Here is a 15,826-nt window from a genome sequence, read left to right as displayed (position 1 = left end):
GGGCAGCCGGTTGCCGAACAAGACGACTCAGCCCCCAACGCCTGGGGCCGTACGCCTCAGGGCCTGCCGAGCCGGGCGATGGTGAGCCGTGCGATGGCGGCTCACCCAGGGCGCGGCGAGTGAGTACGCCGGTAGAACCCGCCGTGGATCCGGCGGTTGCTGCTCGCGCGCAGGCGCGGGCGCGGGCTGTTCTGGATGTCGCGCTCGGCGTCGTCGCGCCGGACGCCCTGGCCCTGGCGGACGGCCGGGTCCGGCTGACCAACTCCCGTGGCGACATGCTCTCCCGCGAGGCGATGGAGCGGCTGGACACGCGGCTGTCGGAGCCCTCGTCGCAGCAACTGGCCGACGAGCGTCTGCTGGCCGAAGCGGTCGCGCTGCTCGGTGCCGAGATCGACGAGGCCCGCGGCGGCAACTCCCCCGTCGACGGCGCCACCGTCGCGCTGGACCGGCTGCTCGACGTACCGGAGTTGCCGGCGCAGACGCAAGCCGAGGCGCAGACGATGCTGCGCGGAGTGCTCGAGGGCAACGAGCTCACCACCGCCTCCGCGGCTCGGCGCCTGGCGACTGAGCGTGCCGCCGAGCGGGCTCAGCAGCGGCCGCCACTGGTAGCCACCACCCGGCTGGCCGCGGTTGAGATCGAGCGCGAGGCGCAGGTCCTCACCCACCTCAACCGCGCCGCCGCCACTCCGGTACGGCGCCGCCACCGCAAGGTTGTCGGCGGCAAGCACAGGGCGAAGGGCCAGCACACAGTCGGTACTCCGGCCGCAGCCGGCCTGGTCGCCGGCGGCCGAGCCGCAACCGAGCAGAACCTCAGCGAGCCCGAGGCACTCGCCGGGCTCCTCCGCGTCCAGCCGGGTGACATCTCCGGCGGACTGGTCGCACCCATGCAGGTCGTCGGCCGTCCGCAGGTCGGAGTGGTCACCACCGCGAACCACGGAGCGCAACACTTCCGGGTACGGGTGGCCGAACCGCCGAAGGGCCTGCTGGCGCAGACGACACTCCGCGCGGGCAGCATGTCCGACCCGCACGTCATCCAACTCTCCCCGCGCCTCGCGGACGCCCAGTTGGCCCGGGTCTGGACCAACCAGGTCAGCCGCACCCTGCTGAAGGTCGAGGCAGGCGAGGCGGCTCCGAAGAACCTCGTCGGGCGGTTCAGGTCGGCCTTCGACACCATCCGCGGCCGCGGCGACGCCACCACAGCGCAGTACGACGAGTGGCGGATGCTGAGCCGGAACTGGCGGGAGGAGCAGCTCAACCCCACTCCGGACGCGCAGCGGACAGCCGAGATCGAGCAGGACCTGCACGGATTGTCCGCGGCGCTGCAGAAGAAGCGACAGCCCGTTCCGGCGTTCCCGTGGACGCCGGAGGCTCGCCACGTCATGGCACCTGAGCCGACCGCGTCGCCGGTCGCAGCGAACACCCCGGCGCATCTGCGCGGGCAGGTCGTCGCGCAGCTGGAAGGGCTCCAGAAGGCAGCAGCCGACCTCGAAGAGCGGGCCGGTGCGCGACGGACGAGTGCGACAGCCGCCTCAGAGCTGGCGACGAAGACAATCGAGGAGGCCGAGACCGAAGAGGGCCGCAAGGACTCCGCGGCGCCCGAGCGAGGGCGCAAGCTGCGGGTGACGGCGGACCTGGCCACCGTCAAGGCCGGGCGCCACACGATCATCGCCGAGAGCTGCGAGGCTGCTGCGAAGCAGGCCAACGAAGCTCAAGGGGCGTACCAGGCTCTGCTGACTCGACTCGACGAGCTGGAGGCGACTGGCGAGCAGCCAGGCCCGGACGTGGCCGCACTCGCCCAGACGGCCGGCGAGCGCGTCAAGGCGTACAGCGAGGGCGTCAAGGCGACCCTGCCGTCGCCCGACGTCCTGCAGACTGCATTGACGTCGGGCCGGCTCCCTCACCTCACCGCGCTGACCGAGGAGCTCAACAAGCCGCTGATCGCCCAGGGCAACCCGAACCTCTTCACCCCTGAGGTCCTGCACCGCCGGCTCCGGGCCGAGACCCGCGGGCTGCTGTCCCCGGACGGCGTCGTGCTGACTGTCGGCAACGACGCCCGTGCGGACGCTTCCGAGCTCACCCAGTTCAAGCTCCGCCTGAAGCCTGGCGAACTGCGGGAGGTGCTGGACTCGCCGGTCGACTTCGACGAGGGTCAGCTCGGTCAGATCGACCAGGGCGGCTACAACCTCTCGACCACGGCCACGGAGACCGTCGGCTACAGCGGAGGCGCGAGCCTCAAGACGGCGACCGCCGTGCTGCCCGACTCGAGCGCGCTGAAGGCCGTCTCGCAGGTCGTCTCGCCCGGGCTGGAGTTCGCCGTCGGGCAGAGTCACTCGGTGTCTGGCACCGCCACGGAGTACGGGCTAGGCGGTGGCGTGGAGGTGCTCAACGGGGAGATCCTGCGGTACCGGTCGGACACCCCGAGCTGGTCCGTGCAGATGCGGACGTCGGCCATCGAGGAGTGGTCCGACCCTCGCGTCGTCGACTCCGGTGAGCTGCACGACAACGACCGGCTCGAGATCGGCATCGGCCACTCGTACACCGTGCCGCCGCCGAAGGACACCGTTCGGCTCGACACGTCCGGCGTCACCGACAAGCGGGAGGAGCGGCTCCCGGAGTACGTCGTGTCCCGGGTCGACGGCCTCAACGACCTGTCCGACAAGGCGGTCGCCGGTCTGCGCGCGAGACTCGGCGGCCTGGACCGGGTCGGGCACGATCAACTCCGAGGGCTGGTGATGGAGGACGGGCCGAGCCGACTCGACGAAGCGACCCGGCCGGGTGGCATCGGCCGGCTGATCACCCACCAGGGCCGGCCGGTCGCCTATGCCCAGCTCGAGACCACGGTGGTGACGGAGTCCGCCGAGCTGCTCAGCGACAGCTCGGCCGAGCACAAGATCGAGCGGCTCCGGGTCGGCTTCTCCGGCGCCTCCGGCAGCCAGTCGTTCGGCAGCTCCGGCTCGTTCTCGGCCAACGTCGGCTACCCCGGTACGGCGACGCAGGACCTCGGCTCGAGCCAGTGGGACTTCGGGCCCAACGTCAAGGCCGGGCGCAGCGTGTCCCGCAAGGACAGCCTCAGCACCAGCGACGTGGCGATCCACCCCAGCGTGCAGCGGACCGAGCAGACCGTCGGGATGAAGATCCGGCTGGTCCACAAGCTCACCATCCACAAGATCGACAAGGACGAGTCCTTCCCGGTCGAGGGCGAGGGGGACGCCGTCCTGCGCCTACCCGAGAACGACGCCTTCCGGTACGGCCTGCCGGTGCCCGAGAAGGCGCTGGTCCGTGGTCCGGACGGACAGCCGCAGACCGGGATGGACGGCCGGGTCCTGCTCCGGGGCGACGCGCAGCCCACCACGGAGAAGATCGGCCTGCCGACCTGGATGGGCTCCGGCCCGGGCCAGCTCCGCGGCGCGGGACCGGCGCTGGTCCAGGACTTCAAGGGTGCCGACCCGGCTTTCAAGGCGTTCGTCCGGCACCTCAGCGACGAGGGCATGGTGCCGCCGCTGGACGCCAAGTTCCGGCCGCGGATGAGCGAGCTCGTCGGCAAGGATCCGGCGCTCGTCGCGAGTCAGTTGAAGAACCTCGAACGGGTCGGCCAGCACCTGTCCCGGCACCGGCTCGAGACCGGGTACGACCAGGCTGCCCAGGGCGGCATCGTGTTCGCGCTGACCAAGCACCACACCGGCCGCCCGCCGCAGGAGCGCAGCTACCGGGTCGACATCACCCAGCACACCAAGCGGCACCGGCTGCTCGGAATCAACAAGTCCCAGACCGCGACGAACCTGCACATCGGCTCGAACACGACCGTCCGGTCGCGCGGCCGGTCGAAAGGCCTCCCCTGGTCGGCCCGGTTCGGGTTCAGCAACAAGCCCGGCCAGGGCCACGCGGGCAGCACGCCCGACGTCGGTCCGAGCTACGGCCGGTCGGCGCTCGGCCGGTACTTCGGCTGGGCTAGCGGCAGCACCGTCAACGGTGTGACCCTGACCGAGAGCACCGCGCCGCTCGCGGACTTCGAGGTCCCGCACACGATCACTGTCCGCGAGATCCACGCCGACCGCGACTCCGACCCGATCGTCGAGGTCGAGGGCAGCTCCCGGCTGACGATCGACAGCGAGTTCTGCGACCGCGGCGAGGAACAGGGCGTGGCGATCGCCGGCCGGGTGAATCCCGCGCTGCTGCAGACCACCACCTGGCAGCACCTCGACACCGGCAACGCGGTGAGCCGGCTCACCGCGGCCCTGCCGGCCGCGGCCCGCGCCGACTCCGCCGCGCTGCACCACCTCGCCGCGTTCATGTCGGTACGGAATTTGAGCGCGCACCGCGAGATGCTCACCTCGGAGTACGGGACCAGGTTCGCCGTCAGCGGCTCGCCGTCCAACCTGACGGAGGCGATTGCCCAGCGCGGCCTCGCGCCGCGGCAGGCGAGCGTGAGCCTGCGGGCCCGGGTCGAGAACCTCCGGTACGTCGGCAGCGGCCACCCGGTGATCGGCGACATCAACCTGACGCTCGGCAGCTCCAGCTTCACCGCCTCCAGCTCGACCGGCAACAGCGCCGGCATCGGCGGCGGCAGCGGGATGGCCGAGGCAGACGGTGACGGCTGGAACGGCTCGGCCGGCCTCAGCCGATCCGGGAGCCGCTCGTCCTCGAGCACCCAGACCGCCATCAACGGCGTCGAGCGGCTGAACATCAAGGACGGGCAGCACTACCAGTTCGTCGGCGACCTGATCCTGGACGCGGAGATCAAGGCCGCCGGGCTGGCCGAGCCGGAGAAGGTCGAGCTGGACAACGGCGCGATCCTGATGACGATGCCGGAGCGCGACGCCCTCAAGCTGTACGGCCAGAAGAAGCTGGACCTGCCGCTGTCGAAGGTGACCGACGCCACCGAGCGGCTGCTAGACGGCAACCTCAGCCTGGACCGCAGTACGGCGGTGATGATGCTGCGGCGCTACCAGGCCGAGAAGGTCGGGGCGACCGGCGAGCTCGCGGTGTCGCACACCGACGAGCGGCTGATGGCCAAGCTGCGGGAGACCGCGGCGCTGGACAAGCCCGCCTCCACGCCGGCCAAGTTCGACCAGGTCGCGGCCGACGCCGAGACGGTGACGGCCCGCCGCACCGAGGTCACCACGCACCAGCACTACGACACGACCATGGGCGCCGCCGTGGTCGACGAGCACGAGTTCGTGGACAGCGAGGGCAACGAGACCGACCCGCACCGCGAGGTGCTGGCCGCGATCGGCGAGCGCGTTCCCGATGCCCTCCAGGACCCGGCCGTCACCGCCGCCCTGCGCAGTGAGCTGGCCGACCTGCGGTATCGCGGGCACATGGACGAACTCCTCGACCCGGCTGGGTTCACGATGGACTACCCGTTCGCCGCGCAACCGCTGAACGCCCCCGGTACGCCGGCCGTGGCCACCGCGCGGAACCTGCGGGTCCGGGCGCGGCTCGTCTACGAGGGCCCGCCGACGATCGACGCCGATCCGGATGCGCCGGCGAAGGCAGCGGCGAAGGCGGCCCCTGAGCAGGCCACTGAGCCGACGCCGGACGGGCAGGAGCCGGCCGAGAAGAAGCAGACCGAGAACGCCTTCAACATCATCCAGGGCTACGACTACATCGAAGAAGGCCGCAGCAACACCACGACCGTCGGGTACAGCGGCAATCTCGGAGGCGACCTGACGGACGCCGGAACGGGCTCGCTGGGCCTGAACACCGAGCTCACCACCTCGACGACCGGCACCAGCGTCAGCCAGAACACCGCGATGAGCCGCGCCCTGTGGGAGGACACCACGCGGGTCCAGCGGAAGGTACGGCTGATCATCGATGTGGACGAACTGCCCGCGGAGGGCGACGCGACCAAGGGCATCGTGCAGCGGGCCACGGACCGGGTGCGGAACCAGGAGAAGGACAAGCAACCGCCGCACCGCCGGGAGGCGACCGGCACGCTGACCCTGCTGGTCCCGACGGCGGATATCAATCCGCCGCCGGTCCCGGACATCGCCCGGGACCACCGCCCGGTGACCCTGCCGAACACCTACCTCCTGCGCGGCATCGAGCTACTGCAGGACGGCGAGCGGATCGACGTCCAGAAGGCCTTGGAGGACAAGGACCTGAAGGATCAGGACGTGCTGGTCAAGAGCGCCTGCGCCGGGCTGGCCGACCGGAAGTTCCTCACCGCGGCCGGGGTCGAGCTGCACAAGCCGTCGATCCGCAAGCAGCTGTCGGCGGCGTCGCGGCGAGCCGCCTTCGAGCGTTCGGACGGCGCGGGCAGTCCCTGGACGCCACCCCTTCCGGTGCCGGGCCACGGGTCGCGGGCGGTGTCGATGCGGATCCGCGCCGAGGTGTCCGGGCTGAGACTGCTGCACGACCCGGACAAGCGTTTCCAGCAGGGCAAGATCGCCCGTGAGCAGGACCAGACCCAGACCGCGACGGAGAGCACCGAAGTACTGCCGACGAGCCGGACCATCGGCGGCAAAGAGGCCAACTCCGACATCAAGGTGGGCATGTCCACCGGCGATCAGGTGACGGCGAAGGACTCCGACACCGCCGGCAACCGCGACGAGACCAGCGTGGCCGAGTCCGGCAACGAGGTGATCGTCGAGGTGCTGGTCGACTTCCACGTCGACGTCCGGCGGATGAAGTTCGACCGGCACAACCAGCCGAAGGTCGACCAGGAGAAGTCGATCCCCCGGGCGGCCACCGGCATCGCCACGCTGAGCATGTTCCGGCACGAGTTCCAGGAGATCCAGGCGCGGCAGGAGGCGGGACTGCCGCCCTTCGAGGGCTGGGACCCGGCCAGACTCGCGGCGGCCACCAAGAAGTCGCAGGAGGTACGCGTCACCGGCCACGAGCTGACCACCGACGACCAGGGCCGCGAGGTTCGCCAACCGTACCGGCCGATGGTCGAGGCACTCGCCCAGGCCCGCAAGGAAGGCGTCGTGGTCGCGCTGACCATGCACCGCGAGAACGGCGACGAGGAGACGTACCGCGCGATGCCGAACGGCACGATGACCGGCAGGACCAACGGCGCCGAGGACGGATTCGCCCGGGCCTTCGCGACCCTGCACCCGCAGCTGGCGCTGCTGTCCGAGGGCAAGGTCAACCTGCGTAAGCTGTACGCCGAGGGCAACCACAACGGCCGCTTCTCCGGCACCGTGGTGAAAGCCCTGGAGGACAAGGGCATCCCGGCCTCGACCCTGACGGACCTGGACCACTCCCGGCCGGGCCGCCAGACCACCGGGCCCCAGGCCGGCGACGGCGCCAGGCAACCGATCGCACGCGCCGCCACGGCGAAGACCGGCAGTGGATTGGCGGTTCAGTGAGCGAGTACGACCCGAAGTACGCCATCGCGCGGACCGATGACGAGGCGGTGCTCTACCTCGAGCTCCATCCCTGCCCGGACTGCGGCTCGACCGAGACTGCGTGGGAGCAGGGCCTGACGGACGAGGACGGCGAGCTGGTGATCAGCTACTCCGGCGTCTGCCCGGGCTGCGAGGCGGAGCGCGAGTACCTGTTCGGCATGCCGGAGCGCGAGACCTTCGCGCCGTTCCCGAACTTCGGCGGACCGGAACCGTCAGAGCTGCTCGACGCCGGACAGTGGATGCAGGTCGCCGACGGCGCGGCCGGTTCGGTGCCGGACGATCAGGCTGAGGCGGCCTACGTGCTGAGCATCGCCCGGGCGGCCGTCGAGGAAGTGGTCAAGTTCATCCCGTCCGGCACGCTCACGGTGCCCGACGACGCGTTCTGGACCGACGAGGGCCGTGACGTCCGGGACGCCGAACCCGGTAGGTTCCGGTTGGAGCGACTGCTCGTCGTCAGAGACAGCTACCGGGACACAGGAGCGAATTGATGCTGACCGCAAGGACCCTGGCCGAGGCGGAGATCTACCTGAGCGTGCTGGCCGCCGCGGACGATGCACCTGACGCCACTGAGCCGTCGGCGCTCACGGTGACCGAGGGCGATGATGCCTGGACGGTCAGCTCGGGAGCCGGCGAGCTCGAGGTCCTGAAGCGGACCGAGGAAGAGGCCCGGCGGGTCGGCGTACGGTTCGGCCTGGGCAACTCGCTGCTGCTGGACGCCGGCGCCTGGGTACAGCTCGCCTCGGTCTGGGCGCGGCGGGCGCTCGACGCGGACCTCGAGTACACGGGGCAGCCCGGACAGAACCGCCAGAAGGTGGAGCTCAACTGGGAGTTCGCCCGGGACGCGATGGACGAGGCGCTGAAGTTCCTGCCCGAGGGCGCCGACGTGGTGCCGGACGAAGGCTTCTGGACCGAGCTCGGGATCCGGACCCAGCAGCAGGACGCGCAGCTGTTCACCCGGGCGAAGCTGACCGAGGACCGCGAGTTCTATGGCGAACAACTGGACGCCTTCCGCGCGCTCCACGGCGAGAGCTGAGCCGCCCGGCCTACTGACCCGTCTGGCCTACTGCTCCGGCGGGTCGGTCAGTTGGATCCGCACCGCGCGGGCGTCCACGCCGGCCTGCTCGAGCACCTTCTGCTTGGGGTCGGCCACCCCCAGGAAGGGTGGCCGGACCAGCGGCAGGAGTTCCTTCAGCCGTGGGTCCTCGAGCACGGTGTCGATCGCCTTGCGGTCTCCCCCGCACACCAGTACGTCGAGCCGCGCCGGCGCGAGGATCCGTACGGCGACCTCAGTGGCCGCGGCGAACGCCTCGCGGGCCTGGTTGTCCCGGCGGCGCGCAAACCGCTGCTGCGACCAGCCGCCGGCCTTGGTAGTCCCCTGGACGTGGCGCGAGCCGACCTTGGAGGCCACCAGCGCGGAGCCTTCGAACACACCCGCGCCGTAGCCTCCCCGACGTACCAGAAGAAGCCCCAGGCGGCGGTCGGCCAGCACGTGCGCGACCAGGCCTGCGGGGGTGAGGTCTTCGAGCGGCCCGAACGGTACGTCGATGTCGGCGCGCGAGCCGTCCTCCGCGGCGGCGGTCAGCCGCGACGGCGTCACGTCGTACGAGGTGACGCCGTGGCGCTCGGTGAAGCCGGCCAGCCAGCGTTCGAGCCGGGCGGGGGCGACGGAGACGATTCGGGTCACCTGCCGACGCTAACCCACCACCGCACCACAGCGGGCATGCGAAAGCCCGGGCCACCTGACCCGGGCTATCACAACACCAGTTGCCGCAGTCGCTGGAACCTAAACGTTGAACCCCAGCGCGCGGAGCTGGTCACGACCGTCGTCGGTGATCTTCTCCGGGCCCCACGGCGGCATCCAGACCCAGTTGATCCGGAAGTCGTTCACCAGGCCGTCCAGCGCCATCCGGGTCTGGTCCTCGATCACGTCGGTCAGCGGGCAGGCCGCCGACGTCAGCGTCATGTCGATGATCGCGGTGGTGGTGTCGTCCACGGTCACGCCGTAGATCAGGCCCAGGTCCACCACGTTGATGCCGAGCTCGGGGTCGACGACATCCTTCAGCGCCTCGGTGACGTCCTCGACGGCAACCGTCGAACCAGCCGGCTTGGCGGCCGCTTCGAGGTCGACCTCGGGCAGCTCGATCTTCTCTTCGGTCTGGTCAGACATTGCTCACTCCTTCTTTCTTCGCCGATGTCTCAGCCTTGGCCAGCGCTTGGGCGGTGGCATCGCGCCAGGCCGACCACCCCAGCAGGGCGCACTTCACCCGAGCCGGGAACTGCGCGACACCCGCGAAGGCGACGCCGTCTTCCAGAACCTCTTCGTCCGGTTCGACATTCCCCCGGCCCTGCATCAGTTCCAGGAACTTCTCGTACGTCGCCATGCCCTCGGCGACCGGCTTGCCGATCACCAGGTCGCTCATCACCGAGGTGGCCGCCTGGCTGATCGAGCAGCCGACGCTCTGGTGCGTCACGCCGGTCACGGTGTCGCCGTCGAGCTCCACGCGAAGGGTGACCTCGTCCCCGCAGGACGGGTTCACGTGGTGCACCTCCACGTCGTACGGGTCCGCCAGCCCCGCGTGGTGCGGGGTGCGGTAGTGATCCAGGATGATCTCCTGGTACAGCGAGTCCAGCTGCATAAGACGTCAAGCCACCTTGAAGAATGAACGGACGCAGCCCAGGCCGTCGACGAGCGCGTCGATCTCCTCGGGCGTCGTGTACAGGTAGAACGACGCCCGTGTCGAGGACTGTACGCCGAACCGCTCGTGCACCGGCCGCGCACAGTGATGCCCGGCCCGTACTGCGATCCCGCGCGTGTCCAGCACGGTCGCCACGTCGTGCGGGTGCACCCCGTCCAGCTCGAAGCTGACGGCGCCGCCCCGCTCGACGGCTTCGGTCGGACCGAGGATGGTCAGCCCCGGCACGGTCTTCAGGCCCTCCAGCGCGTAGGCCGTGATGGCCTGCTCGTGCGCCGCGATCTTGTCCATCCCGATGCCGGCCAGGTAGTCCAGCGCCGCACCGAGTCCGACCGCCTGGGCGATCGGCGGCGTCCCGGCCTCGAAGCGGGCCGGCGGCGGCGCGTAGGTCGAACCGGTCATCCGCACGACCTCGATCATCTCTCCTCCGCCAAGGAACGGCGGCAGCTGAGCGAGCAGTTCGTACCGGCCCCAGAGCACGCCGATGCCGGTCGGGCCGACAGCCTTGTGCCCGGTGAACGCCAGCAGGTCCGCGCCCAGCGTCGACACGTCGACCGGGAACTGCGGCACCGCCTGCGAGGCGTCGACCACGACGGTCGCGCCGACGGCGTGCGCCTTGGCCGCGATGTCGGTGATCGGGTTGATCGTGCCGAGCGCGTTCGAGACCCAGGTCAGTGAGACGACCTTGGTGTGCTCGTTGATGAGCTCCTCGATGTTGCTCAGGTCGAGCCGGCCCTCGTCGGTGACACCGAACCAGCGCAGCGTCGCGCCGGTGCGCTCACAGGCGAGCTGCCACGGGACGATGTTGCTGTGGTGCTCCATCTCCGTGATGAGCACCTCGTCCCCCGGCTTCAGTGCAGCGCCGAGCGTGTGCGCGGCCAGGTTGAGCGCCTCGGAGGCGTTCTTGGTGAAGACGATCTCGTCCCGGTTCGGCGCGCCGATGAAGGCCGCGACCTTGTCCCGGCCGCCCTCGTACGCAGCAGTCGCCTCCGCGCCGAGCTGGTGCATCGCGCGTGCCACGTTGGCGTTGTGGATGAGGTAGTGCTCCTCGATCGCCTGCACCACCTGGCGCGGCTTCTGCGACGAGTTGGCCGAGTCCAGGTAGATCAGCGGGTAACCGCCTGAGAGTTCACGCGACAGGATGGGGAAGTCCGCCCGGACCGTGTGCCAGTCCAACGGACTCTCGAAAGAAGGCTGCAGGGGACTGCTGAAGGTCCGGGCGCCGGTCATGCCTTCGCGCCTGTCTTCAGGAAGCGCTCGTAGCCGTTGTCCTCCAACTCGTCGGCGAGCTCGTGACCGCCTTCTTCGGCGACCCGGCCGTCGACGAACACGTGCACGAAGTCCGGCTTGATGTAGCGCAGGATCCGGGTGTAGTGGGTGATCAGCAGAACACCCTTGTCACCCTTCTCCGCGAACCGGTTGACGCCGGTGGAGACGATCTTCAGCGCGTCGATGTCGAGGCCGGAGTCGGTCTCGTCGAGGATCGCGATCTTCGGGTCGAGCAACTCCAGCTGGACGATCTCGTGCCGCTTCTTCTCACCACCGGAGAAGCCCTCGTTCACGTTCCGGGTGCCGAAGTCGGGGTCCATGTCCAGGTCGGACAGCGCCTTGTTGACGTCCTTCACCCAGGTGCGCAGCTTCGGCGCCTCGCCGTCGATCGCGGTCTTGGCGGTGCGGAGGAAGTTCGACACGGACACGCCGGGCACCTCGACCGGGTACTGCATGGCCAGGAACAGGCCGGCCCGGGCGCGCTCGTCGACCTTCATGTCGAGCACGTCCTCGCCGTCCAGCGTCACCGAACCGCTGGTGACGTTGTACTTCGGGTGGCCGGCGATCGAGTAAGCCAGCGTGGACTTGCCGGAACCGTTCGGGCCCATGATCGCGTGCGTCTGACCACCGGCGATGGTCAGGTCGACGCCGCGCAGGATCTCCTTGGGGCCGTTCTCGGTGTCGACCGACACGTGCAGGTCGTGGATCTCGAGTGTCGCCATGAGGTTCTTCTATCTCCGTCTGGTTGATCAGGAAGTTCTAATTAGCACTGTTCAGGGGGTTCTTGACGTCGACGAGCACGTCGTCACCATCGAGGCGCACCGGGTAGACCGGGACCGGGTCGTACGCGGGCAGGCTGGTCGGCACGCCCGTGCGCAGGTCGAACCGGGAGCCGTGCAGCCAGCACTCGATCTCGCAGTCGCCGACGTCGCCCTCGGACAGCTGGATCTGGGCGTGCGAGCACTCGTCCCGCACCGCGAAGACCTGCCCGCAGCTCTTCACGATCGCCACCTCCACACCGCCGACCTCGGCCGCGATCACGCCTTCGTCCGGTACGTCGGCCAGTGCGCAGGCGCGCTCGAAACTGTCGCTCATCAGACGTTGGTTGCCTCTGTGAGGGCCGCTGTCCTGGCCAGCTTCTGCTCGATCACCTCGTGCAGGTGCTCGGCGACCTCGGGGACACCGATCTTGCCGATGATGTCGTTGAAGAAGCCGGACACCACCAGGCGCCGCGCCTCGTCCTCGGGGATGCCGCGGGCCTGCAGGTAGAACAGCTGTTCGTCGTCGAACCGGCCGGTCGCCGAGGCATGCCCGGCGCCCTCGATCTCGCCGGTCTCGATCTCCAGGTTCGGCACCGAGTCGGCCCGTGCCCCATCGGTCAGGACCAGGTTCCGGTTCAGCTCGAAGGTGTTGGTGCCCTCGGCCGCCGCGCGGATCAGTACGTCGCCGATCCACACCGAGCGGGCGTGGTCACCGGCCAGCGCGCCCTTGTAGAGCACGTTGCTCTTGCAGTTGATCGCCTCGTGGTCGACGAAGAGCCGGTTCTCGTGGTGCTGACCCGACTCGGCGAAGTACACGCCGAGGAGTTCCGCGTCGCCGCCAGGCCCGGAGTACCGGACGTTGGTGGAGAGCCGGACGACCTTGCCGCCGAGGGTGACGGCGACGTGGTTCAGCTTCGCGTCGCGACCGACCACGGCGTCGTGCTGCGCCACGTGGATCGAGTCGGTATCGCCCTGCTGGATCGATACGACCCGCAGCTCGGCCCCGTCGCCCACGACGATCTCGACGTTCGAGGCCAGCTCACCGGCGCCGGTGTGGTCGACGATCACCGTGCCGCGGCTGTGCCGGCCGGCCTCGATCACCAGGTGGCCGAAGCCGCGCCCGCCCAGCCCGGCGATGTTCACGTGGATCGCTTCGGACAGCTCGGCCTCGGCCGGGATCCGCACCGCGGTGGCCTTCTCAGCGTGGTTCCACGCGACCGCGGCGATCCGGTCCTGCGGCTTGCCGGCCTTGACCGCATCGGGTGCCACAGTCTCGACCACGACGCCGACAGGTGCCTGCACATCGGGCTTGACGGTCTCGGTGCCGGCCTCGTCCGCGAAGAGGGCCTTGAGCGCCTTCACCGGGGTGAAGCGCCACTCCTCCTCGCGCCCGTTGGGCACCGGGAAGTCGGCCACGTCGTACGACGTGGTGCGCTCGTTCCGCGCCTGCAGCGGCACCGGCGATCCTGGCCCGTGAGAGTGGCCCTGATTGCCGGTGGCGACCAGGGTTTCGGTGGCTGACATCAGCCGACGGCCCCTTCCATCTGCAGCTCGATGAGTCGGTTCAGTTCCAGCGCGTACTCCATCGGGAGCTCGCGGGCGATCGGCTCGATGAAGCCGCGGACGATCATCGCCATCGCCTCGTCCTCGGCCATGCCCCGGCTCATCAGGTAGAAGAGCTGGTCATCGCTGACCTTGGACACGGTCGCCTCGTGCCCCATCGCCACGTCGTCCTCGCGGACGTCGACGTACGGGTAGGTGTCCGAACGGCTGATCGTGTCGATCAGCAGCGCGTCACAGCGCACCGTGGACTTGCTGTGGTGACTGCCCGGCGCGACCTCGACGAGCCCCCGGTACGACGTCCGGCCGCCGCCACGGGCGACCGACTTCGAGATGATCGAGCTGGAGGTGTACGGCGCGTTGTGCACCATCTTGGAGCCGGCGTCCTGGTGCTGGCCCTCGCCCGCGAACGCGACCGACAGGGTCTCGCCCTTGGCGTGCTCGCCCATCAGGTAGACGGCCGGGTACTTCATCGTCACCTTGGAGCCGATGTTGCCGTCGATCCACTCCATCGTCGCGCCCTCCTCGCAGGTGGCGCGCTTGGTGACCAGGTTGTAGACGTTGTTCGACCAGTTCTGGATCGTCGTGTAGCGGCAGCGAGCGCCCTTCTTCACGATGATCTCGACCACGGCGGAGTGCAGCGAGTCCGACTTGTAGATCGGCGCGGTACAGCCCTCGACGTAGTGCACGTAGGCATCCTCGTCGACGATGATCAGGGTCCGCTCGAACTGGCCCATGTTCTCGGTGTTGATCCGGAAGTAGGCCTGCAGCGGGATGTCCACCTTGACGCCCTTGGGCACGTAGATGAACGATCCGCCGGACCAGACCGCCGTGTTCAGCGCGGCGAACTTGTTGTCGCCGACCGGGATGACGGAGCCGAAGTACTCCTGGAAGAGCTCCGGGTGCTCCCTCAGGCCGGTGTCGGTGTCGAGGAAGATGACGCCCTGCTCCTCCAGGTCCTCGCGGATCTGGTGGTAGACGACCTCCGACTCGTACTGCGCGGCGACGCCGGCGACCAGGCGCTGCTTCTCCGCCTCGGGGATGCCGAGCTTGTCGTAGGTGTTCTTGATGTCCGCGGGCAGCTCGTCCCAGCTGGTCGCCTGCTTCTCGGTGGAGCGGACGAAGTACTTGATGTTGTCGAAGTCGATCCCGGACAGGTCGGCGCCCCACGACGGCATCGGCTTGCGGTCGAAGAGCTTCAGGCCCTTGAGCCGCAGGTCCAGCATCCACTCCGGCTCGTTCTTCAGCGTCGAGATGCCCCGCACCACCTCGGTGCTGAGGCCGCGCTTCGCGACGGAACCGGCAGCGTCACTGTCGGACCAGCCGAACTTGTACGTGCCGAGCCCTTCGAGCTCAGGGTGAGCGGTTTGCGTCATCGTGCAGTCCTCGCAGATTCGCTGTCGGATACAGGGGAAACCGGCTGGGGGCCGGGAATGTGCGTCGTGCAGACACCGTCGCCGTGGGCGATGGTGGCCAGTCTCTGGACGTGCTTGCCGAGCAACCGCGAGAACACCTCGGTCTCGGCCTCGCACAACTGGGGGAACTGCTCGGCCACGTGCGCGACCGGACAGTGGTGCTGGCACAACTGCTCGCCGGCACCGGCTTGCAGGGTAGAGGCGGCGTAACCGTCCGCGGTCAGCGCCTGGGCGAGCACCTCCGCCTCCTTGCCCTCGGGCGCCAGGTCCAGCAGCGCCCGGTACCGCTTCTCCAGCTCGCCCACCCGTTGCCGGGCGAACGCCACGACGGCGTCGTCGCCGCCGGCCTCCGCGATGAAGCGCAGTGCCGTGGCGGCCAGGTCGTCGTAAGCCTGGTGGAACGCGTGCCGGCCGGTGTCGGTCAGCACGAAGACCTTGGCGGGACGCCCACGGCCGCGGGGGCCGTAGACGCGCTCCTCGCGGCTCTCGACCAGGCCCTCTTCGAGCAGGTGGTCGAGGTGCCGGCGGACCGCCGCCGGCGTGAGCTCGAGCCGCTCGGCCAGCACCGCGGCGCTGGACGGCCCGTTGGTCAGGATCGAGCGGGCGACCCGGTCCCGGGTGGACTCGTCCCGCGCGACAGCGGTGCCCGAAGGCACAGGGCTGCTCTGCGCAGGAGTTTTCACAACATCAGTGTCACCTAATTCCCCGGACCCTTCAAATAAGGCTCCCCTAACCGCTTCGCGGCCCCCCGCCTGAGTCCAGGGGCGACCGTGAGG

The 15,826-nt window shown here is 69.5% G+C and carries 12 protein-coding genes; 3 read left to right on the top strand and 9 right to left on the bottom strand.

The window, feature by feature from the left end; translation table 11 throughout:
- The first annotated feature begins 119 nt into the window (after positions 1–119).
- The 3 genes from EV648_RS28120 to EV648_RS28110 are packed head-to-tail and all read left to right on the top strand — an operon-like array spanning position 120 to position 8,385.
- A complete protein-coding gene (locus tag EV648_RS28120) occupies positions 120–7,313 on the top strand; it encodes a hypothetical protein (protein ID WP_132298066.1) in 7,194 nt (2,397 codons plus the stop codon).
- Positions 7,310–7,840: a hypothetical protein gene (locus EV648_RS28115; protein WP_132298064.1), complete on the top strand. Its 531-nt coding sequence runs from the start codon at positions 7,310–7,312 to the stop codon at positions 7,838–7,840. Before EV648_RS28120 ends, EV648_RS28115 begins: the two co-directional genes overlap by 4 nt.
- A complete protein-coding gene (locus EV648_RS28110; RefSeq protein ID WP_132298062.1) occupies positions 7,840–8,385 on the top strand; it encodes a hypothetical protein in 546 nt (181 codons plus the stop codon). The genes EV648_RS28115 and EV648_RS28110 overlap by 1 nt, the downstream gene beginning before the upstream one ends.
- 27 nt (positions 8,386–8,412) lie before the next feature.
- Here EV648_RS28110 and EV648_RS28105 read toward each other — a convergent pair whose 3' ends face one another.
- The 9 genes from EV648_RS28105 to EV648_RS28065 form a co-directional block, all read right to left on the bottom strand.
- The gene (locus EV648_RS28105; protein WP_241995650.1) at positions 8,413–9,036 is read right to left on the bottom strand and encodes an acVLRF1 family peptidyl-tRNA hydrolase; all 624 of its coding nucleotides are present in this window, start codon (positions 9,034–9,036) and stop codon (positions 8,413–8,415) included.
- Positions 9,037–9,135: 99 nt separating this feature from the next.
- Entirely contained in the window at positions 9,136–9,519 is a 384-nt protein-coding gene (locus EV648_RS28100) for a metal-sulfur cluster assembly factor (RefSeq protein WP_132191234.1), read from the bottom strand.
- Positions 9,512–9,988: a Fe-S cluster assembly sulfur transfer protein SufU gene (sufU, locus tag EV648_RS28095; protein WP_132298060.1), complete on the bottom strand. Its 477-nt coding sequence runs from the start codon at positions 9,986–9,988 to the stop codon at positions 9,512–9,514. The genes EV648_RS28100 and sufU overlap by 8 nt, the downstream gene beginning before the upstream one ends.
- A 6-nt stretch (positions 9,989–9,994) precedes the next feature.
- The gene (locus tag EV648_RS28090) at positions 9,995–11,275 is read right to left on the bottom strand and encodes a cysteine desulfurase (RefSeq protein WP_132298058.1); all 1,281 of its coding nucleotides are present in this window, start codon (positions 11,273–11,275) and stop codon (positions 9,995–9,997) included.
- Positions 11,272–12,036, bottom strand: coding sequence for a Fe-S cluster assembly ATPase SufC (gene sufC / locus EV648_RS28085; protein WP_132298056.1), 765 nt, complete (start codon positions 12,034–12,036; stop codon positions 11,272–11,274). The genes EV648_RS28090 and sufC overlap by 4 nt, the downstream gene beginning before the upstream one ends.
- 37 nt (positions 12,037–12,073) lie before the next feature.
- Complete coding sequence (locus tag EV648_RS28080; RefSeq protein ID WP_132191238.1) at positions 12,074–12,409, bottom strand: non-heme iron oxygenase ferredoxin subunit; 336 nt, start codon at positions 12,407–12,409, stop codon at positions 12,074–12,076.
- Positions 12,409–13,599 carry a Fe-S cluster assembly protein SufD gene (gene sufD / locus EV648_RS28075; protein ID WP_132298054.1) on the bottom strand — a complete coding sequence of 397 codons (1,191 nt, stop codon included), beginning with the start codon at positions 13,597–13,599 and terminating at the stop codon, positions 12,409–12,411. The genes EV648_RS28080 and sufD overlap by 1 nt, the downstream gene beginning before the upstream one ends.
- Entirely contained in the window at positions 13,599–15,011 is a 1,413-nt protein-coding gene (sufB, locus tag EV648_RS28070; protein WP_132298052.1) for a Fe-S cluster assembly protein SufB, read from the bottom strand. The genes sufD and sufB overlap by 1 nt, the downstream gene beginning before the upstream one ends.
- On the bottom strand, positions 15,008–15,733 hold the full coding sequence (locus EV648_RS28065; protein WP_370452745.1) for a helix-turn-helix transcriptional regulator: 726 nt from the start codon (positions 15,731–15,733) through the stop codon (positions 15,008–15,010). Before EV648_RS28065 ends, sufB begins: the two co-directional genes overlap by 4 nt.
- Positions 15,734–15,826 lie beyond the last annotated feature (93 nt).

This window comes from Kribbella sp. VKM Ac-2568, from assembly GCF_004345365.1.
Taxonomy (GTDB): domain Bacteria; phylum Actinomycetota; class Actinomycetes; order Propionibacteriales; family Kribbellaceae; genus Kribbella; species Kribbella orskensis.
This window is presented reverse-complemented; position numbering and strand designations above follow the sequence as displayed.